This window comes from Allobosea sp. BK604, assembly GCF_004341515.1.
Taxonomy (GTDB): Bacteria; Pseudomonadota; Alphaproteobacteria; order Rhizobiales; family Beijerinckiaceae; genus Allobosea.
The window spans coordinates 175,848-194,755 of the sequence record NZ_SLZF01000010.1 but is presented as its reverse complement, the minus strand read 5'-3'; the positions used below and the strand labels follow the sequence as shown (position 1 = coordinate 194,755).

The window sequence follows — 18,908 nt, the reverse complement described above, 5'->3', positions numbered from 1 at the left end:
CCGGGCGTTTTCGTCCTGTCACAGCGGCGTCAATTCTTACGACCAGGCTGGGTAATCTTGTCCCGCAAGACAATCGGATCATGCCCATGGACATCGATCGCAAGCAATTCACGCTGGGCCTCGTCGTGGCCTCGATGGCATCGGGGCTGCACTCGGCCACGGCCGATGCGCAGGGCACGGACAGCATGCCGACCACGCCGCGGGCCGCGCATCAGACGACCTATTTCTTCAAGAACTCGGCCTTCGAATACGTGTTTCTCACCGCGCTGGGCCGCGCCTATCATCAGGGCGGAAATCCCGGCAAGGTCCTGTACCTGACCCGACAGGTTCGGGACGGCGATTTCGAAGGCGCATTCCAGGCCTTCAAGGCGGCCGGCGACGAGGCGAGCGCGCTGGCCGACGCATCTCTTGCGAAGGGACGCAAGGAAAGCGCAAGGCAGGCCTATCTCTGGGCGCAGAACTACTATGACAGCGCGACCTATTTCGTCGACGGCTCCGCCGATCCGAGCCGGTTCCTCCCGACCTGGGAGCGGCTCGACGCCTGCTGGACGAGCGCCATCGCGCTGTTCCAGGTCCCCGGCGAGCCGGTCGAGATTCCCTATGAAGGCGTGAAACTGCGCGGCTACTACTTCCGGGCGCCGGGAGCGCCTGGCAGGCGGCCCCTCCTGATCATGAACAATGGCAGCGACGGCTCACTGCTGGACATGCTGACTTTGGGCGGCTTCGCCGCGCTGGCACGCGGCTACGACATGCTGACTTTCGACGGCCCGGGCCAGGGCTACGCTCTGTGGAAGCAGAAACTGTTCTTCCGGCCCGACTGGGAGAAGGTCATTAGCCCGGTGGTCGACTACGCCCTCACCCGCAGCGAGGTCGATCCGAAGCGCATCGCCCTGCTCGGCATCAGCCAGGGCGGCTACTGGGTTCCGCGGGCCGTGGCTTTCGAGAAGCGGATCGCGGCGGCCATCGCCGATCCCGGCCTCGTCGACGTCTCGACCTCCTGGACCGCCGCGCTGCCGAAGCCGCTGATCGAGCTGATCGCGGCCGGCCGCAAGGCGGAGTTCGACGCCATCATGGCCAAGGCACTCGATCCCGCTGCCAAGACCGCGCTCGGCTTCCGCATGCGGCCCTACGGCTTCGAATCCTATTTCGATACGTTCAAGGCAACGATGGACTATCGCCTCGCCGATGTGGCGGGCCAGATCACCTGCCCGATGCTCGTGACCGCTCCGGCGAACGAAGCCTTCTGGCCCGGGCAGTCGCAACAGCTGTTCGAGATGCTGAAGGCACCGAAGGCGCTGGTCTCGTTCTCGGACAGCGGCGGCGGCGATCTCCATTGCGAGCCCATGGCCTACGGACTTCGCGACCTTCGCATCTTCGACTGGCTCGACGAAGTGCTCGCCTGACGCATCGCCAAGGCGAAGCGCGCGTCAGCGCGCCGAGCTGCCCCAGCTCGGCAGCAGGCTCGATGCGGCCGAAACAGTCCAGGTTCCAGCCGAGCCAACGGCGTCGACTGCCCCGCCGATCGCCCTGCCGGCGCGTGTGACGCTCTGCGGCAGCGGCACGCCGAGGATCGTCGTCGTGTCGCGGGACTCTTCGGCTCGTGCGACGATAGGGACCGCCTGAAGCACCGCCGCGATCTGCAGGGGCTGTCCAGCGGGGGCATGGCTGCGCTCGCGCGAGGCGTTGGCGCTGGTTCGTGTTGCCGGGCTGGCTTGCGCCGTGCGCGCCGGCAGCGCGGCGACGGCGACCGCCTCCTGCCTGGCAGGTGGCGGAGCATTCCAGGCGACGGCCATCGGCATCATCAGAGTCGCCGGCATGGCGAGGCCTCGGCTCGGCGTCTCCTCAGCCGCAAGTCCCGGCTGACCATGGCGCTGGGTGAACTTGCCGCCGACAACGTCGAGCCCGGCTTCGGCAAATGTAGCCGGAAGCTGGATCGCCGTGGCGGCGCGCTCGCCGGAGAGCGAGGTCAGCAAGTCCGGGAAGGCAAGGATCCCCGCCGCTGCGGTCGAGGCTGCCACGGATATGGCGACCTGGCCGCCGAACCTGCGCAGGGTCCGGGCGATCGGCGCCGAAAACCTATGGTCGAACATGGGCACTCCCTCAATCGTGAGCGCAGCAAGCCCGAGGCTGTGGGCGGCAAAATGGCGCGGCCGGGGAGCAATTGCGGCGGTTTCGGACGGGCTCCGCCATGAGCGCCATAGGGTCATGCAACCCAGCCCCTACCGCTCTTGTGCAGTGCGGGATTAATCGGGGCATGGACGCGCTCGCTGAAAATTCGCCGCTCAACGAGAGCAGATACCGCCTGCATTGGCGCCTCGCCGTGGCGGGCATGCTGCTCAGCGTGCTGATCTACGGTTCCAACTTCGTCATCAGTCGCTATGCCGTACAGCACGGGCTGAGTCAGCATGATCTGCTGGCGCTGCGCTTCGTGACCGCCGGGCCATTGCTGCTGCCGCTCTTCCTCAGGCGGGGCGGCCTTGGCAATTGCGGTGGCGTCGGCTGGGGTCGCGGCCTGTTCCTGGCGATCAGCAGCGGCTTCCCGATGACCTATCTGATGCTGACGGGGCTGACCCTGGCGCCGGCCGCGCATGGCGCGACGATCGGGCCCGGCACGGTGACGGTGATCGGCATCGTCGGCAGCGTGCTGATGTTCGGCGCCGCGCTGACCCGCAATCTCGTCATCGGCATCGCCGGGGTGGTGGCGGGGCTGCTCTGCCTCGCCATTTCCGGCAGCACCGGCGCCAACGACACGCTGAAGGGCGACCTGTTCTTCCTCGGCGTCGGGCTACTCTGGGGTTTCTATCCCCTGATGATCCAGCGCTGGAAGATCGACGGGCTGGGCGCGACGGCCATCGTCTCGGTGCTGTCCATGGCCTATCTGCCGCTCTACGCCCTGCTGTTCTTCCGCGGCTTCGACATCGCGCCCTGGTGGGTGCTGCTCTTCCACGCCTTCAACCAGGGCGTCCTCAACGTCATCATCGGCCTGTGGATCTGGGGCTGGGCCGCGCATGTGCTCGGCGCGTCCGTGGTCGGGCGCTTCCCTCCGCTGATCCCGGTCACCGGGACGTTGATGGCCATCCCGGTGCTGGGCGAGATCCCGAGCGGCCTTCAGATCGGCGGCATCGTCCTGATCATCGCCGGGCTGTTCGTCGCCTCATGGCGCCGGCCGGCGCGCCTTGCGCCGCGCTAGCGCCATCAGCGCGAGGTTCCAGACGACGCAGACGAGAAGGCCGAGCCCCAGCCCCAGCCAGGAGCCGAGCGGCACGGCCGTGAGGTGAAGCGTCCCCAGCCCGAGGCCGAAGCCGAGCAGGCCGAGCGCGCTATTGGCGATGACGGCAGCGCTCGCCGGACCGCCCATGCGGCTATGCAGGATCGCGATCAGGCTCGACAGCACGAGCGGCATGGCGGCGAGAACGCCCGACCAGGCCGGCCCGACCTTGGCGCTCAAGGTGGTGACGACGCCGGTCAAGGTGGCGACGGCCGCGGCGCGCAGCGGGATGACGTACCAGAGCCGGCCGGGCGGCTTGGCAGGACGGGACGCGAGGTAAGGCTTGAAGATCAGGTGCAGCGAGGAATAGCCGGCGATCGTCAGCACGAGCAGCACGAGGAAGGGCGGCGCCAGCTCGCGCAGGACGGTGACGGCGCTGCCCCAGGTGATGAGCCCGGCGCCGAGGCTGACGATCACCCCGAAACGCTGCGCCAGCAGCACATAGACCAGCGAGAGGCAGGCATTGGCGAGATTTGAGCTCATGCTGCCGAGCGCGCCGGCCGAGAGGAAGGCCGCGTCGTGGTCCATCGCCAGGAAGACATAGACCGGCCCGGCCGAGATCGGCAGCGTCGCGATCATCGCGGCGAGCAGCGGACCGGTGCGCTCCGCCAGCACGGAGCAGCCGACGACGATCGACGCCGCCACCGCCATCTTGAGCAGCAGCATCAGAAGCCAGGGGTCGATCATCTCGGCAGCCGGGTTCCAGTCGCAGAGGCAGGAGCGAGGCTCATGCCTCCTCGCCCCGCGCCCAGGCTTCCTTGGTCTGCGCGACGAAATCCGTGAGCCGTCCCTCGGCGATGGCCCCGCGCAGGCCGGCCATCAGCTCCTGGTAATAGGCAAGATTGACCCAGGTCAGCAGCATCTTGCCGAGCATCTCGTCGGCCTTGACCAGGTGGTGCAAATAGGCGCGCGCGTAGGAATTGGCGGCCGGGCAGCTCGACTTCGGGTCGATCGGGCGCGGATCATCGGCATGCTTGGCGTTGCGCAGGTTCATCCGGCCGAAGCGGGTGAAGATCTGGCCATGGCGGCCGGCCCGCGTCGGCATCACGCAATCGAACATGTCGATGCCGCGACTGACCGACTCGACGAGATCGTCGGGCGTGCCGACGCCCATGAGATAGCGCGGCTTGTCGGTGGGCAGATGCGGCTCGACCGTCTCGATCATCGCCAGCATGATCTCCTGCGGCTCACCGACCGCGAGGCCGCCGATGGCGTAGCCCTTGAAATCCATCTCGACGAGCGACCTTGCGCTCTCGACGCGTAGCGCCGGCACCGCACCGCCCTGGACGATGCCGAACAGCGCCCTGCCCGCCGGGTTGCCGAAGGCCGCCTTGCAGCGCTCGGCCCAGCGCAGCGACAGGCGCATCGCCTTCTCTGCGACCTTGTCCTCACAGGGCAGCGAGACGCATTCGTCGAGCTGCATGACGATGTCGGAGCCGAGCAGGTTCTGGATCTCGACCGAGCGCTCGGGCGAGAGCATGTGGCGCGAGCCGTCGATATGGGACTGGAAGGCGACGCCCTCCTCGGTCAGCTTCCTGAGCTGCGCCAGCGACATCACCTGGAAACCGCCGGAATCGGTCAAAATCGGGTGCGGCCAGTTCATGAACTTGTGCAGGCCGCCCAGGCCCCCGATACGCTCCGCGCCCGGGCGCAGCATCAGGTGATAGGTGTTGCCGAGCACGACATCGGCGCCGAGCGCCTTGACCTGCTCGGGATACATGCCCTTGACCGTCGCGGCGGTGCCGACCGGCATGAAGGCTGGGGTGCGGATCACACCGCGCGGCATGCGGATCTCGCCGGTACGCGCCGCGCCGTCGCGCCCGAGCAGGTGGAAACTGAAATCGGTTGTCATGCGCTGCGGCTTAACGTGCCCGCGCCCTCGACAAAAGCCGCATTATCGACCTGCGGCGACGCAGCCGGCGCAGGGCTGCCTTGGATCATCGGACTTCTTGTTTTCGCATCGGCTTTTCCGAAGGCTGCAATCCGCTCTTCGAGCCGATGCGCTAGCGGGGCGGCAGCTGCTGATGGGACCGACGCAGGGCAAGCACCAGGATCGCGATGGTCAGCCACAGGCGGATCGACGCGAAGGAAAACACGAAGCTGAAATATGCGAAGAGTTTCAGGCCATTGGAAACGCCATCGAGCAACATGAACTCGTAGACCAGACGGCGAAAAACGCCCTGGACCGGGTGAAGCAGCATATGCGCGGCCGTAACCATCGCTATCGCCGGCACCAGCCTGCGCCAACGCCATGCCAGCTCGCGCAGGGCTCGCCACAAGCTGGGCCTGGCCTCACCGTCGACCTGGAGCACCATGATCAGCATGACGGCGGCGACGATGGCGCTCCAGAGACGGCCGATATCGGTGACCTGGTCAAAAGCGATCGCGTCGAATCCCAGCATCAAGACGTGCGGGTGAACGAAGCCGCCCGATAGGCTGGCGAGAGCTGCCGCCAGAGCGAGCATTCCGAAGACGGGCAAGAGCACGGTTCGCGCCATCGCCAGCTGATCGCGCAGGCCGAGTTCGCCAAGGCCGCTGCGCCCGCCGCTGAACCTGACCATGCGCCAGACCACGATGATGAAGGCCAGCAGCAGAGCGAGATTGGCGACAATGATCGCCGGGATAGCCAGAACACCGCCGCCATAGGCGACAAAGCGCATGGAGGAGGCAAGCATCAGCCAGGGCACAGCCTCGAGCAACCGGAACGGGCCATATGACGCCGTGGTCTTGATCGAGGAGCGCAAGCTCTGGACATCGGACATGTCCCTGTCCTGCCAAAAGCCGCTTAAGTCCGATTTGGCTGGATCACTAAAATGATCTCGATCTGGCGAAATGCTCTATCTATTTGTGTTGACGCATTTTCTTCACTCGAACCGGGGGGCCACTTCGCTCGAAAATGCTTTAGGAAACGGCGCGCACATGCCGATGCGCCGGCGCTTCGGCAAGCGCCGCGGCCAGATGGTCCGCCAGCAAGCCGGCAGGGTGCGACAGCCCCTTTGCCCTGTGCAGGCGAATATCCGCCGCCGGCAAAGGCGGCAGGCCATCGGCCTGCGTGAGCGTGCGCAGGCTCGACGGGCAGGTGCCCGATTTGACCACCGTGACCGCGAGCCCCTGCGCTGCGACGGCCTCGACCGCCGCCAGCGAATGGCTGACGAAGGCGAGGCGCCAGGGCCGGCCCGCCGCATCGAGCGCAGCCGTCGCCCATTTCCGGAACAGGCAGCCCTGCGGATAGAGCGCGACCGGCAGGGGCTCCTGCGCCAGGGCCGAACGTGTCGCGCCCACGGCCCAGAGCGCCTGTTCGCGCCGGAGCAGGATGCCGCCGCCCTGCCCGGCCGGGTGCATGGCGATGACGAGATCATAGGCCTCGCCGAGCCGCTCCGGCATGGTCGCGGTCAGGCCGGTCTGCATCTCGACCTGGATGCGCGGATAGAGCGCGGCGAAGCTCGCCAGCAGCGGCGGCACGAGCAAGGTGCCGTAATCATCCATGACGCCGAGCCGGACATGACCTTGCGTCTCGTGCTCGCGCAGGCGCGAGACGGCCTCTTCGCCCAGCACAAGGATGCGGCGGGCATAGCCGATCAGCGCCTCGCCGGAGGCGCTGAGCTCAACATGAACAGTGCTGCGGTGGAACAGCTCCGTCCCCAACCGCTCCTCCAGCCGGCGAACCTGCATGCTCACGGCCGATTGCGTGCGGTTGAGCCTGGCGGCGGCGCGCGTGAAGGAGCGCAGATCGGCCACCGCGAGAAAGGCCTGCAGCAGATCGGGATCGAGCGCGGCAACGCTGGTCATCACGCTTCCTGATAGGGCTTATCCAGGAAATTCCATTCCCTGATTTGTACCGCTCAAGGCACAAGCAGGCAATGCGATCGCGGAGGATTCGATGAACGAGGTCTTGGGCGTGCTGGCCGCGATGCTGTCGAGCGCAATCGGCGGCAGTTCGGTCGCGGCGACACGCTATGTCGTCGGCGCCACCGATCCGATGACGCTCGGAGCGCTGCGCTTCGGCATCGGCTTCCTCGGGCTACTGCCGATCGCGCTCTGGCAGAGGCAGCCCTGGCCGCCGCGCCGCGACTGGCCGGCCGTCGTGGGCCTGGGCGCGCTGTTCTTCGGCCTGTTCCCGATCCTGTTCAATGCCGCGCTGATCTTCACCACCGCCGCACGCGGGGCGCTGGCGCTGTCGACCTTGCCGTTGCTCACCATGCTCGTCGCGGCGCTGCTCAAGGTGGAGGCGCTGACGCGGCGCAAATCGCTCGGCGTCGTCATCGCCATGGCAGGCGTCGCGCTCGCCCTGCTGACCGGCCTCGCCAGCGCACCCGCCAATGCCTGGCACGGCGACCTGCTGATGATCGGCGCGGCCTTGTGCATGGCGCTCTACAGCGTGTGGTCGCGGCCCCTCATCACCCGCTCCGGCCCCGTGACCTTCACGACCATGGGCGTCGCGGTCGGCGCCGCCACGCTGATCGCGATCTCCGCCGCGAGTGGAGGACTGCAAAGGCTGGGCTCGGCCGACACCGCGCAATGGCTCGCCTTCGTCTATGTCGGGCTCGTCGGCAGCACGCTTGCCTTCTTCCTCTGGTCCTTCGCGCTCGGCCGCACCACGCCGACGCGGGTCGCGATCTCGGTTACGGTCAACCCGGTCGTCGCCGCGCTCACCGGCGCGCTGCTGCTCGGCGAGACGATCGGCTGGAACATCATCGCCGGGCTCGGCGCGGTTCTCCTCGGCATCGCCCTGGCGACGACCGGAAGGCGCTGAAGCGCAAGCATTTCTTCCGCATGCGCCCCGTTGCCGCTGTCATAACCGTCATCGCAGCGTCACCGCTCGACCATAGCAATAAGTCTACCGACTGGCGCCCCGGCCACGTTGTTGCAGGGAGAGAATGATGAAGCTCTTGGCCAAGCTGGCTGTCGCCGGCGCCCTTCTGGCCTCGTCCGTGGCTCCCGGCCAGGCCGAGCCGATCACCGGCGCGGGCTCGAGCTTCGCCTTTCCCGTCATCGGCAAATGGGCGCAGAACTATCGCGTCGTGAAGTCGGATGGCGCCGAGATGACCCCGCTCGATATCGGCGTCGACTATGAGCCGATCGGCTCGCTCGGCGGCGAGGTCCGCGTCACCCAGCGCGCCGCCGAGTTCGGCGCTTCCGACCGGCCGCTCTCTTCCGAGGAACTGCAGCGCTCGGCCCTGATCCAGTTCCCGATCGTGATGGGCGGTATCGTCCCGGTGGTGAATATCGACGGCATCAGTGCCGGCCAGATCAAGTTCACCGGCGCGCTGCTTGCCGATATCTATCTCGGCAAGATCAAGACCTGGTCCGACCCGGCCATCAAGGCGGTCAACCCCGATCTCAAGCTGCCCGACGCCTCGATCAACGTGATCTATCGCGCCGACGGCTCGGGCACGACCTTCAACTGGACCGACTTCCTCGCCAAGGCGAGCCCGGAATGGCGCGAGAAGATCGGCGTCAACACGCAGGTCGCCTGGCCCGCCGGCGCCGGCGCCGAGCGCACCCAGGGCGTCACCGAAGCGGTGAAGCGCATCAAGAACTCGATCGGCTATATCGAGTTCGGCCAGGTGGTGCGCGCAGCGCTCGCCTATGGCCTGGTGCAGAACAAGGCCGGCACCTTCGTCAAGCCTGAGCCCGCCACCTTCGCGGCGGCCGCGGCCAGCGCCGAATGGGCCAAGGCCAAGGATTTTTCGCTGCTGCTGACCGATGCGCCGGGCAAGGACGCCTACCCGATCGTCGCCACGACCTTCGCGCTGGTGCCGAAGCCGCATAGCCGGCGCACGCAGGAGGTGCTCGACTTCTTCCGCATCTCCTTCGAGGGCGGCGCGGCCGACGCCACCGCGCTCGGCTATGTGCCGCTGCCGGAAAGCCTGGTGAAGCAGGTCAAGGATTACTGGGCTTCGAGCATGAAGGCCGGGAGCTGACAGGCTCTGGCTACGGGCTCCCCCATCGTCATTGCGAGCGCAGCGAAGCAATCCAGGCTCGTGGAGCTCGACGGCTGCTGGATTGCCTCGTCGCTGCACGCCTCGCAATGACCGTCCAAATCAGGCTGCGGCCTTGAACGCTGCCGCATAGATCTCCGGCTTGAAGCCGACGAGGCGCCGATCGCCGAGGTCGAGCACCGGGCGCTTGATCAGGGACGTATGCTCCTGCATCAGCGCCACCGCCTTCTTGGCGTCGAGCCCTTCCTTATCCGCCTCCGGCAGGGCGCGGAACGTCGTGCCGGCGCGGTTGAGGATCACCTCCCAGCCATGCTCCTTGCACCAGCCTTCGAGCAGCGCCTTCGACACGCCTTCCGTCTTGTAATCGTGGAAGACATAGGCAACCCCGTGCTGGTCGAGCCAGGTGCGCGCCTTCTTCATCGTGTCGCAGGTCTTGATGCCGTAGATCGTGATCGCCATGACGTCCTCTGCCTCGTCGTCCGTTTCTAGGCAGTGGCAGGCTCGCGCTCAACCGACGCGGCCCTTCTCCCCCAGGAAATCGAGCAGCGCCCTGACGCGAGACGGCAGCGGCCCGCCCTGGCCGAGATAGACCGCGTGAAAGGGCTCCAGGTCGCCGGGATTCAGTTCTTCCAGGATCGGCACCAGCCGCCCCGCCTTGATATCATCCCGCACGGTGAAGGCCGCGAGCCGCGCGATGCCGCCGCCGGCAATGGCGAGATGGCGCAGCGCCTCGCCATCGCTGGTCCTGGCGTTGCCGGCAATCGGGATGATGACCTGCTCGCCACCGCGCAGGAGCGGCCAGCCCTCGATGGCGCGGGTGTAGCAGAAGCCGAGCCGGTTGTGCCGGTCGAGGTCGGCGATGCTCTTCGGCTCACCGTGCCGCTTCAGATAGGCGGGAGCCGCGACGAGGGTGATGCGCGTCGAGCCGAGCTTGCGGGCGATCAGGTTCGAGCTCTTCAGCGGGCCGGCGCGGACCGCGACATCGGTGCTCTCCTCCATCAGATCGACGACCGTGTCGGTCTGGATGATATGCAGGGTCACTTCGGGATAGCGCGCCAGGAATTCAGGCACCACAGGCATCAGGATATGCGTCGCGTAGGAGGCGTTGGTGTTGAGCCGGATGCGGCCGACGGGACGTTCGCTCGCGGCCACGCTGCGCTCGGCCTCGTCGAGATCGGCAAGGATGCGGATGCTGCGCTCGTAGAAGCCGGTGCCTTCGAGCGTGAGCTGGAGCTTGCGCGTCGAGCGATTGACCAGCCGCGTGCCGAGCCGTGCCTCCAGCCGGGCGACCAGCTTGCTCACCGCCGAGGGCGTCATGCCGAAGACGCGCGCCGCGGCTGAGAAGCCGCCGAGCTCCACGACCTTGGCAAACACCTCCATCTCGCCGGAGCGATTGACGTCGAGACGCGCCATGATGAATTCAACTCACAAATGATGTGCCCGGCGGCAATCTAATGCACGATGCCGCATTGCACCATCTTGCCGCCAGACATCCTCCGTCTGCGGATCGAAATCATGCCCATTGCCCTCTATGCCCTCACCGCCGGCGCCTTCGGCATCGGCGTCACCGAATTCGTGATCATGGGCCTGCTCCTCGAGGTCAGCGCCGATCTCGGCGTCTCGATCGCGGCGGCCGGCCTGCTGATTTCCGGCTATGCGCTCGGCGTCGTCGTCGGGGCGCCGCTGATGACCACCTTCACCGCGCGCTGGCCGCGCAAGACCGTGCTGCTGGCGCTGATGGTGATCTTCACCCTCGGCAACCTAGCCTGTGCGCTGGCGCCGAGCTACGGCCTGCTGATGGCGGCGCGCATCCTGACCGCCTTCGCGCATGGAACGTTCTTCGGCGTCGGCTCGGTGGTCGCGACCAATCTCGTCCCGGCCGATCGCAAGGCGTCCGCCATCGCGGTCATGTTCACCGGCCTGACCATCGCCAATATCCTCGGCGTGCCCTTCGGCACCTGGCTCGGCCAGCAGCTCGGCTGGCGCGCGACCTTCTGGGCGGTGACCCTGGTCGGTATCGTCGCGCTCGCGATCATCGCCGCCTTCGTGCCGAAGGATAAGGACGCCCCCGAGGCGAGCGATTGGCGCGCCGATCTCAAGGCGATGGCACAGCGCCCCGTGCTGCTCGGCCTGCTCACGACCGTGCTCGGCTTTGCCGGCGTCTTCGCGGTCTTCACCTATATCGCGCCCGTCCTGACCAAGGTGACCGGCCTGAGCGACAGTGCCGTCTCGCCGATCCTGCTGATGTTCGGCGCCGGCCTGATCATCGGCAACCTTGTCGGCGGCAAGCTCGCCGACAGGTACCTCATCCCGACCGTGCTCGGCAGCATGCTCGTGCTCGCCCTGGTGCTCGGGCTGATGAGTTTCGCCATCCATGATGCGATCGCGGCCACCATCTTCGTCTTCCTGCTTGGCGCTGCCGGCTTCGCCACCGTGCCGCCGCTGCAGATGTGGGTGCTCGAGCGCGCGAGCGGCGCCGGCCAGAGCCTGGCCTCGAGCCTCAACATCGCCGCCTTCAACCTCGGCAACGCACTCGGCGCCTGGGCCGGCGGCGCCACCATCGACTATGGGCCGGGCCTGACCGCGATCCCGCTCGTCGCGATGCTGATGCCGATCGGCGCGCTCGCCATCGCCTTCTGGAGCCTGCGGCTCGACCGCAGGCAGGCCGCGCTCAAGGCGGCGCCCGCCGGCCCGGCGCTGTGCGGTTAAGTGCTTCAATTCTCATACTTATCCAAGCTCACCGATCCAAAAGGACAAGATCCATGGACTATCGTCGGCTCGGCAATTCCGGCCTGAAGGTCCCGGCGCTCAGCTTCGGCGCCGGCACCTTCGGTGGCTCCGGCCCGCTTTTCGGTGCCTGGGGCAATACCGATGCGAAGGAAGCGCGCCGCCTCGTCGATATCTGCCTTGAGGCCGGCCTCACCCTGTTCGACACCGCCGACGTCTATTCGAACGGCGCCTCCGAGGAGGTGCTGGGCGAGGCGATCAAGGGCCGTCGCAACGAGGTGCTGATCTCGACCAAGACCAGCCTGCCAATGGGTGAAGGGCCGAACGATGCCGGCTCCTCGCGCGTCCGGCTGATCAAGGCGGTCGAGGATGCGCTGCGCCGGCTCGGGACCGACCATATCGACCTGCTGCAACTGCACGCCTACGACGCCGGCACGCCGGTCGAGGAGGTGCTGTCGACGCTGTCCGGGCTCGTGAGCGCCGGTAAGCTGCGCTATGTCGGCGTCTCCAATTTCGCCGGCTGGGAGCTGATGAAATCGCTTGCTGCGGCCGAGAAGCATGGTTTCCAGCGCTATGTCGCGCATCAGGTCTATTACTCGCTGGTCGGGCGCGACTACGAATACGAGTTGATGCCACTCGGCCATGACCAGGGTGTGGGCGCGCTGGCCTGGAGCCCGCTCGGCTGGGGCCGCCTGACCGGCAAGATCCGCCGCAACCAGCCCCTGCCCGCGGGCAGCCGCCTGCACCAGACGGCGGAGTTCGGTCCGCCGGTCGATGACGAGCGGCTCTACAAGGTAGTCGACGCGCTCGACGTGATCGCGCAGGAGACCGGCAAGAGCGTGCCGCAGATCGCGATCAACTGGCTGCTGCAGCGCCCGACCGTGTCGAGCGTCATCATCGGCGCCCGCAACGAGGAGCAGTTGCGGCAGAATCTCGGCGCGGTCGGCTGGTCGCTGACGCCGGAGCAGATCGCCAAGCTCGACGCGGCGAGCGCAGTGACGGCACCCTATCCTTACTTCCCTTACCGGCGCCCGGGCGGCTTCGCCCAGCTCAACCCGCCGCTGGTCTGACGGCGAAGAGCTTGCCGTCACTGCGAGGCGCGCAAGCAACGAAGCCATCCAGGGGCCGCCAGGCGCCGGTCCCCTCGATGGCTTCGCCACGCTTGCACTGACGTCGGAAGTCGATCGACCTTCATGGGAAGGCCGCTTCGATCCCCAAATCCTCGCGGGCAGCCGCGAGGATTTCCTTTGACAGGGCGTCGTCGCCGACGGCGCGCGCGAGCGCCAGAGCCCCGACCATCTCGGCCATTGCCGCCAGCGCCTTGCGCCGCTTCTCGGCGGCGGAGCCCCCGGGCAGCGTACCCGCCAGGATATCGATGAGCCCCTCGAGCCCCTCGCTGAAGACGCCGCGCACCGCCTCGCCCTGCCGCCCCACCTCGCTGCCGAGCGCCGCGAAGGCGCAGCCCATGCCAGGATTGTCGCGGTGCGCGGTTGAGAGATACTGGCCGGCAAGGGCCGCAAAAGCGCCCTCACCCAGCCTGTCGACCGTCGCGGACCATGTCTTGCAAGTTCCGGCATTGGCCCGGGCGCTGGCCTGGGCGATCAGGTCGTCCTTCGATTTGAAATGGCCGTAGAAGCCGCCATGGGTCAGCCCGGCGGCCTTCATCAGGTCGGCGACGCCGATGCCGTCGAAGCCGCGCTCGCGGAAGAGCTTGCCGGCAACGTCGATGATGCGCTCGCGGTTCTCCGCCGCCTGTTCCCTGCTCACTTTCATGCCGCGCCTCCCATTTCGAGATCATCCCTTGACAGAATATATGATGGTCGACATTTATCCGCAACGATCATGATGATCGTCATTTAACAGCGCGCCGCACCGACCGGCGACCATCGGGAGAGTTCCATGCGCTACAAGGTTTTCGGGGAGCACACGGGCCTGCGCGTCTCCGAGCTCGTGCTCGGCGCCGGAAGTTTCGGGACACGCTGGGGGCATGGCGCCGAGCCGGCCGAGGCGCGCCGCATCCTCGACGGCTATGCCGAGGCCGGCGGCAATTTCATCGACACGGCCGACAGCTATCAGTTCGGCGAGTCCGAGGAGATCCTGGGCGAAGCGCTCCAGGGAAGACGCGACGATTTCGTGCTCGCGACGAAATTCACGCAAGGCGCGACGCCGGCCCACGGCATTCTCGCCACGGGGAACAGCCGCAAGGCCATGGTCACCTCGCTGGAAGCAAGCCTCAAGCGGCTGAAGACCGAGCGGATCGATCTCTACTGGGTGCATTTCGCCGATGGCGTGACGCCCGCCGAGGAGATCCTGCGCGGCTTCGACGACCTCGCCCGGGCCGGCAAGATCCAATATGGCGGCCTGTCCGATTTTCCGGCCTGGCGCGTCTCGCGCGCTGCGACCATCGCCGAACTGCGCGGCGCGCTGCCGATCGCCGGCATCCAGGTCGAGCACAGCCTGGTCGAGCGCACGACCGAGCACGACCTGCTGCCGATGGCGCAGGCACTGGGGCTCGGCGTGGTCGCCTGGTCGCCGCTGGGCGGCGGCATGCTGACCGGCAAATACCGCCGCGGCGAAGCCGGCCGGCTGCAGGGTTTCGGCGGGCGCGTCTTCCAGGCCGAGAACAGCAGCCAGCGCAGCGCCATTCTCGACGAGGTGCTGACGCTCGCCGACGAGATCGGCGCGACGCCGGGCCAGGTCGCCATTGCCTGGGTCGCCGCCAAGGGCTCGCTGCCGATCATCGGCCCGCGCACGGTCGAGCAGCTCGCCGATAATCTCGGCGCGGTGAAGGTCAGGCTCACGCCGGGGCAGATCGCGCGGCTCGATGCCGTCAGCGCAATCGCACCGGTCTTTCCCTATGCGCTGCTCGGCGATCCCGGGAACCGGCAGCGCCTCAGCGGCGGCAAGTTCGACCTGCTCGACCTGCCGGTGATGCCGGTCGCGTAACGATCACGGCCGGCCGGAGCGCAACGCCCCGGCCGGTCGTTCCATGCCAACTTGGCGAAATGCCCGATAGTCCCCGCCGCTATATCCGGAATTTCCGCGCATCCGCAGCACCATCAGAGTTAACCAATAGTTAAAATCCTGCGATACTGTCGCTTGTTGCGTACAGGCGAGGCCAATCTCATGACATGGACGCTCATCATGCTCGCGATCGCCCTCGGGCTGGCGCTTAGCGGCATCAGCGGCTGGGTCCAGGAACACCGGCGGGAGGCGCGGAACGCCGCGCCGATCCCCGCCAGGCAGCCGGAGAGTGAAAGCGACGGCCTGGCGCGGCCAGCACGCCCCGCCGGCAACCAGCCTGTCTACGCGAACGCCAGATCCTAGAGCGCTTTCGACCAGGCATCCCGAGACGCAGCCGGCGATTTCGACGCGCGCCATTTGCCGACCTCACGAACTGGCTTGGCTCTTCCCGCGCGGGGCAAGCCGGCATCTGCGCCCAGCGGGGAGATACCCCCAAATCGTCCGCGAGATCATGATTTCGCGCAGCATTGCTTCGGAATTGAACTTGGCACCGTGAAGTACATCGTGATTAATAAACCTTCGGCAATTTCACGGACATTGAGCTGTGCTTGCAACTGCCATCCAGTTCGTACTCGTCTTTTTCTATGCCGCCGTCGCGCTGTGGACGGCCGTCAATTCCGCCCTCGAACATCCCGGCCATAAGTTCGGATTGCGCGAGACCGGCATCATCGGCTTCGTCAGCCTGCTGTGGATCGTCTTCTACTGCGCTGCCCTTCTGGCCATTGCCGTCCATGCCGCCCCAACCTTGCGCCCGGCAGCGCAACGCCGGCATCGGCTCTGAGGATGGCCAAGGACCGGCGGCAGCCGCGCTGGCGGAGGATGAGCGCGCATTGGCAATACATCCAATGATCAAACAGATACCATTTTAGCCAGTTGCCCGGTGAAACTATTGCCGACAGCATCCCCACGCACGTGTTTTGCGTAAATTCGACAAACGCGAGCGCGTTCTGCTTTCAGCCCAGGTGTTTCAAGATGCGTATCGCAATGATCGGCTCGGGATATGTCGGACTCGTATCCGGCGCCTGCTTCTCCGATTTCGGCCATGTCGTCACCTGCGTCGACAAGATACCGGCCAAGATCGAGGCCCTGCGGCACGGAGAGATCCCGATCTTCGAGCCGGGCCTGAAAGCGCTCGTCGCCAGCAATGCCCAGGCTGGCCGGCTATCGTTCTCGACTGACCTCAAAGCGGCCGTCGCCGATGCGGAGGCCGTCTTCATCGCGGTCGGCACGCCGGCGCGGCGCGGCGACGGCCATGCCGATCTGTCCTATGTCTACCAGGCGGCGCGCGAGATCGCTTTGGCAATGACCGGCTATACGGTGGTCGTCACCAAGTCGACCGTGCCCGTGGGCACCGGAGACGAGGTCGAACGGATCATGCGCGAGGCCCGGCCCGACGCCGATTTCGCCGTGGTGTCGAACCCGGAATTCCTGCGCGAAGGCGCCGCGATCGCCGATTTCAAGCGGCCGGACCGGATCGTGATCGGCACCGAGGATGCCCGCGCCCGGGCCGTGATGGAGGAGCTCTACCGGCCGCTCTATCTCAACGCCGCACCGCTGCTCTTCACCTCGCGGCGGACCTCGGAGCTGACGAAATACGCCGCCAACGCCTTCCTCGCCACCAAGATCACCTTCATCAACGAGATGGCGGATCTGTGCGAGCAGGTCGGCGCCAATGTGCAGGAAGTCGCGCGCGGCATCGGCCTCGACAACCGCATCGGGCCGAAATTCCTGCATGCCGGACCGGGCTATGGCGGCTCCTGCTTCCCGAAGGACACGCTCGCGCTGATGAAGACGGCGCAGGAATATGATGCACCGCTCCGGCTGGTCGAGACGGTCGTCGCGGTCAATGACAAGCGCAAGCGCGCCATGGCCCGCAAGGTGATTGCGGCCTGCGGCGGCTCGGTTCGCGGCAAGACGATCGCAGTGCTCGGCCTGACCTTCAAGCCGAATACCGACGACATGCGCGAGGCGCCCTCGATCGCGATCATCACCGCCCTGCAGGATGCCGGCGCCAGGATCCGCGCCTATGACCCGGAGGGGGCCGACAATGCCAGGCTCGTCCTGGACGATGTCGACTATGCCAGCGATGCCTATGGCTGCATCGCGGGCGCGCACGCGCTCGCTGTGGTCACCGAATGGGACGAGTTCCGCGCGCTCGACCTCGACCGGGTCAGGCAAGCGTTGCGTGAGCCGGTGATCGTCGATCTCAGGAACATCTATCGTGCTGAGGATATGGAGGCCCTCGGCTTCACCTATGTCAGCGTTGGCCGGGCAGCCCGCGATCCGATGCCGGAGGTGGTACGCATCGCTGCCGAGTGAGCCGTTCCAAGGTGACGCTGCCCCCCTCAACGCGCGGATGACAAGCATATATCCACGCGCCGTGCCCGGGAGGTGCACTGTCCGGCTCAGGAAGCGGAAGGGCTATTTCACGGTGCTGGCTAATTAAATAAAATGCCTGATATGGCCGTGAGTTACTTGGAAGACTTTACTGATCGGATCAGCATAAGCGACCAGCATCATCCTTGCCGATCGCTGCGCTTTTCGATCAACCCTGGACGGTCCTTTGCCTCAACTTAATTTCTGGCGACAATGACGCCAGGAAACCTGACCTTTTGGCTTCCTCGGCGAGTGTTCCGGGGCGGAGACTATCTCTTTCGGGGTAACCCCTCGCCGGCCCCGATCGCAGGCCGTAAGCCGTAAAATCTCACGACACCTTATTCATTCTGGCCGAAGCCTTGCGCTGGAAGTCTAACCCGTATGACGACCATTCGCCAAAGCCCTTACCTTAGGTAAATTCTTGTTTTTTTAGGTTACATTTTTTGATGTTTGAGGAATTAATCATTCTAACCTTTAGTTACATTCCCCAATAAACCTAATACTATCAAACAAAATCGGCAACACAGTCGATTGAATTAATATTTTCTTTCAAAAGATTAAGAATTTATTACATAATTACACAAAACATCACAGCGAAGAACGTGAGCAAATGCACTCACAAATCGCTAGAAAACCTGAGAAAATTATGTATAACTTGCCCTTAGCCAGTTGAGGGAATTTTGGCTAAAAGATTGCGGCGAAAAAAATTGCAGTTAACTCGTAATTCTCCCAGGAGGGGCAACGATGAGTGGCGTCCCGACGTTATTAGTAGAACATAGCACTCTATTTCGAGAAGGTCTTTGCAAATTACTGGCGCGAACGGGTTTCATCGTTACTGCGATGGTTTCCCATTCCGATGAGGTCGAAACCGACTCCTCACCGGATCCGGAGCTCATCATTGTTGGCGTCAGCGAGAACGACACCGGATTCGAAAAGAATATCCGCGCATTGAAGACGCGGTTTCCGCAGGCCCGGGTCGTTGTGCTGGCCGACCAATACATTCCCGACCAGGTCCATACCGCCTTCCGGCTCTCGGCGCGCGGATATTTGATGAAGACCATCAATTGTTCGACCCTGATCAAGTCGCTCGAACTGGTGATGCTCGGAGAGAGCATTTTCCCCTCGGCGATCCTGACGCGGATGGTCGACGAGCAGGGCGTGGATATCGAGATCGACGATGAGATCGTCACGGAAGTGCCGACGATCTCGCATTCGTCGCGCTCGCTCTCAGCTCGCGAGATGCAGATCCTGCAATGCCTCGTGCGCGGACAGTCGAACAAGATGATCGCGCGCAGTCTCGACATCGTCGAGGCTACTGTGAAGGTCCATATCAAGGCGATCCTGCGCAAGATCCATGTGCAGAACCGGACCCAGGCTGCGATCTGGGCGGTCAACCGCCTCGACCCGCCTCCTGCAGTGCTCGACGGGCATGGCGCGCTGGATACTCATGGCGCAGCCTACAAGTCCAACCGGGTGCACATGGCCCCCTGAGGCCACTGGCGCCGTAAAGCGACTGGCGCCCCGACATTTCGGCCCCGCCCTGCCCTGGCAGAGCGGGGCCGATGCGTTTC

Annotated in this window: 19 protein-coding genes; 11 read left to right on the top strand and 8 right to left on the bottom strand. The window is 65.5% G+C overall.

The window, feature by feature from the left end:
• The first annotated feature begins 86 nt into the window (after positions 1 to 86).
• Positions 87 to 1,403: an alpha/beta hydrolase family protein gene (locus EV560_RS27565; protein WP_131859049.1), complete on the top strand. Its 1,317-nt coding sequence runs from the start codon at positions 87 to 89 to the stop codon at positions 1,401 to 1,403.
• Positions 1,404 to 1,427: 24 nt separating this feature from the next.
• On the opposite strand, the gene EV560_RS27560 is transcribed toward EV560_RS27565, so the two are convergent.
• Entirely contained in the window at positions 1,428 to 2,090 is a 663-nt protein-coding gene (locus tag EV560_RS27560) for a hypothetical protein (RefSeq protein ID WP_131859048.1), read from the bottom strand.
• Between the two features lie 164 nt (positions 2,091 to 2,254).
• Here EV560_RS27560 and EV560_RS27555 point away from each other — a divergent pair, with 164 nt between their 5' ends.
• Positions 2,255 to 3,190 (top strand): DMT family transporter, encoded by a 936-nt coding sequence (locus EV560_RS27555; RefSeq protein ID WP_165923683.1) that lies wholly within the window; start codon positions 2,255 to 2,257, stop codon positions 3,188 to 3,190.
• Here EV560_RS27555 and EV560_RS27550 read toward each other — a convergent pair.
• The 4 genes from EV560_RS27550 to EV560_RS27535 all read right to left on the bottom strand — a co-directional run bounded on the left by EV560_RS27550 (position 3,155) and on the right by EV560_RS27535 (position 7,057).
• Positions 3,155 to 3,955 (bottom strand): hypothetical protein, encoded by an 801-nt coding sequence (locus EV560_RS27550; RefSeq protein ID WP_131859046.1) that lies wholly within the window; start codon positions 3,953 to 3,955, stop codon positions 3,155 to 3,157. The two genes, EV560_RS27555 and EV560_RS27550, sit on opposite strands and share 36 nt — an antisense overlap.
• A 40-nt stretch (positions 3,956 to 3,995) precedes the next feature.
• Positions 3,996 to 5,120: a tRNA guanosine(34) transglycosylase Tgt gene (gene tgt / locus EV560_RS27545; protein WP_131859045.1), complete on the bottom strand. Its 1,125-nt coding sequence runs from the start codon at positions 5,118 to 5,120 to the stop codon at positions 3,996 to 3,998.
• Positions 5,121 to 5,271: 151 nt separating this feature from the next.
• Positions 5,272 to 6,030 (bottom strand): hypothetical protein, encoded by a 759-nt coding sequence (locus tag EV560_RS27540; protein WP_131859044.1) that lies wholly within the window; start codon positions 6,028 to 6,030, stop codon positions 5,272 to 5,274.
• Between the two features lie 139 nt (positions 6,031 to 6,169).
• Positions 6,170 to 7,057 (bottom strand): LysR family transcriptional regulator, encoded by an 888-nt coding sequence (locus tag EV560_RS27535; RefSeq protein ID WP_131859043.1) that lies wholly within the window; start codon positions 7,055 to 7,057, stop codon positions 6,170 to 6,172.
• Positions 7,058 to 7,148: 91 nt separating this feature from the next.
• Between EV560_RS27535 and EV560_RS27530 the strand changes: the two genes are divergently transcribed.
• Positions 7,149 to 8,021, top strand: a complete 873-nt coding sequence (locus EV560_RS27530; protein WP_131859042.1) for a DMT family transporter — start codon at positions 7,149 to 7,151, stop codon at positions 8,019 to 8,021.
• A gap of 127 nt (positions 8,022 to 8,148) precedes the next feature.
• Positions 8,149 to 9,192 (top strand): phosphate ABC transporter substrate-binding protein PstS, encoded by a 1,044-nt coding sequence (pstS, locus tag EV560_RS27525; RefSeq protein ID WP_248312231.1) that lies wholly within the window; start codon positions 8,149 to 8,151, stop codon positions 9,190 to 9,192.
• Positions 9,193 to 9,312: 120 nt separating this feature from the next.
• On the opposite strand, the gene EV560_RS27520 is transcribed toward pstS, so the two are convergent.
• Complete coding sequence (locus tag EV560_RS27520) at positions 9,313 to 9,669, bottom strand: arsenate reductase (RefSeq protein WP_131859040.1); 357 nt, start codon at positions 9,667 to 9,669, stop codon at positions 9,313 to 9,315.
• 48 nt (positions 9,670 to 9,717) lie between these two features.
• On the bottom strand, positions 9,718 to 10,623 hold the full coding sequence (locus tag EV560_RS27515) for a LysR family transcriptional regulator (protein ID WP_131859039.1): 906 nt from the start codon (positions 10,621 to 10,623) through the stop codon (positions 9,718 to 9,720).
• 102 nt (positions 10,624 to 10,725) lie between these two features.
• Here EV560_RS27515 and EV560_RS27510 point away from each other — a divergent pair, with 102 nt between their 5' ends.
• Both EV560_RS27510 and EV560_RS27505 read left to right on the top strand, forming a co-directional pair.
• On the top strand, positions 10,726 to 11,919 hold the full coding sequence (locus EV560_RS27510; RefSeq protein ID WP_131859038.1) for an MFS transporter: 1,194 nt from the start codon (positions 10,726 to 10,728) through the stop codon (positions 11,917 to 11,919).
• A gap of 53 nt (positions 11,920 to 11,972) precedes the next feature.
• Positions 11,973 to 13,007, top strand: a complete 1,035-nt coding sequence (locus tag EV560_RS27505; RefSeq protein ID WP_131859037.1) for an aldo/keto reductase — start codon at positions 11,973 to 11,975, stop codon at positions 13,005 to 13,007.
• 121 nt (positions 13,008 to 13,128) lie between these two features.
• Here the strand turns inward: EV560_RS27505 and EV560_RS27500 are convergent, their stop codons facing one another.
• Positions 13,129 to 13,710, bottom strand: a complete 582-nt coding sequence (locus EV560_RS27500; RefSeq protein ID WP_131859036.1) for a TetR/AcrR family transcriptional regulator — start codon at positions 13,708 to 13,710, stop codon at positions 13,129 to 13,131.
• Between the two features lie 126 nt (positions 13,711 to 13,836).
• Here EV560_RS27500 and EV560_RS27495 point away from each other — a divergent pair, with 126 nt between their 5' ends.
• The 5 genes from EV560_RS27495 (at position 13,837) to EV560_RS27475 (ending at position 18,828) form a co-directional block, all read left to right on the top strand.
• Complete coding sequence (locus tag EV560_RS27495; protein ID WP_131859035.1) at positions 13,837 to 14,883, top strand: aldo/keto reductase; 1,047 nt, start codon at positions 13,837 to 13,839, stop codon at positions 14,881 to 14,883.
• A gap of 180 nt (positions 14,884 to 15,063) precedes the next feature.
• A complete protein-coding gene (locus EV560_RS27490; protein WP_131859034.1) occupies positions 15,064 to 15,264 on the top strand; it encodes a hypothetical protein in 201 nt (66 codons plus the stop codon).
• Between the two features lie 241 nt (positions 15,265 to 15,505).
• The gene (locus tag EV560_RS27485; RefSeq protein WP_131859033.1) at positions 15,506 to 15,742 is read left to right on the top strand and encodes a hypothetical protein; all 237 of its coding nucleotides are present in this window, start codon (positions 15,506 to 15,508) and stop codon (positions 15,740 to 15,742) included.
• A gap of 191 nt (positions 15,743 to 15,933) precedes the next feature.
• Positions 15,934 to 17,280: a UDP-glucose dehydrogenase family protein gene (locus EV560_RS27480; RefSeq protein WP_131859032.1), complete on the top strand. Its 1,347-nt coding sequence runs from the start codon at positions 15,934 to 15,936 to the stop codon at positions 17,278 to 17,280.
• Positions 17,281 to 18,081: 801 nt separating this feature from the next.
• Positions 18,082 to 18,828, top strand: coding sequence for a LuxR C-terminal-related transcriptional regulator (locus EV560_RS27475; protein WP_131859031.1), 747 nt, complete (start codon positions 18,082 to 18,084; stop codon positions 18,826 to 18,828).
• Positions 18,829 to 18,908: the final 80 nt, after the last annotated feature.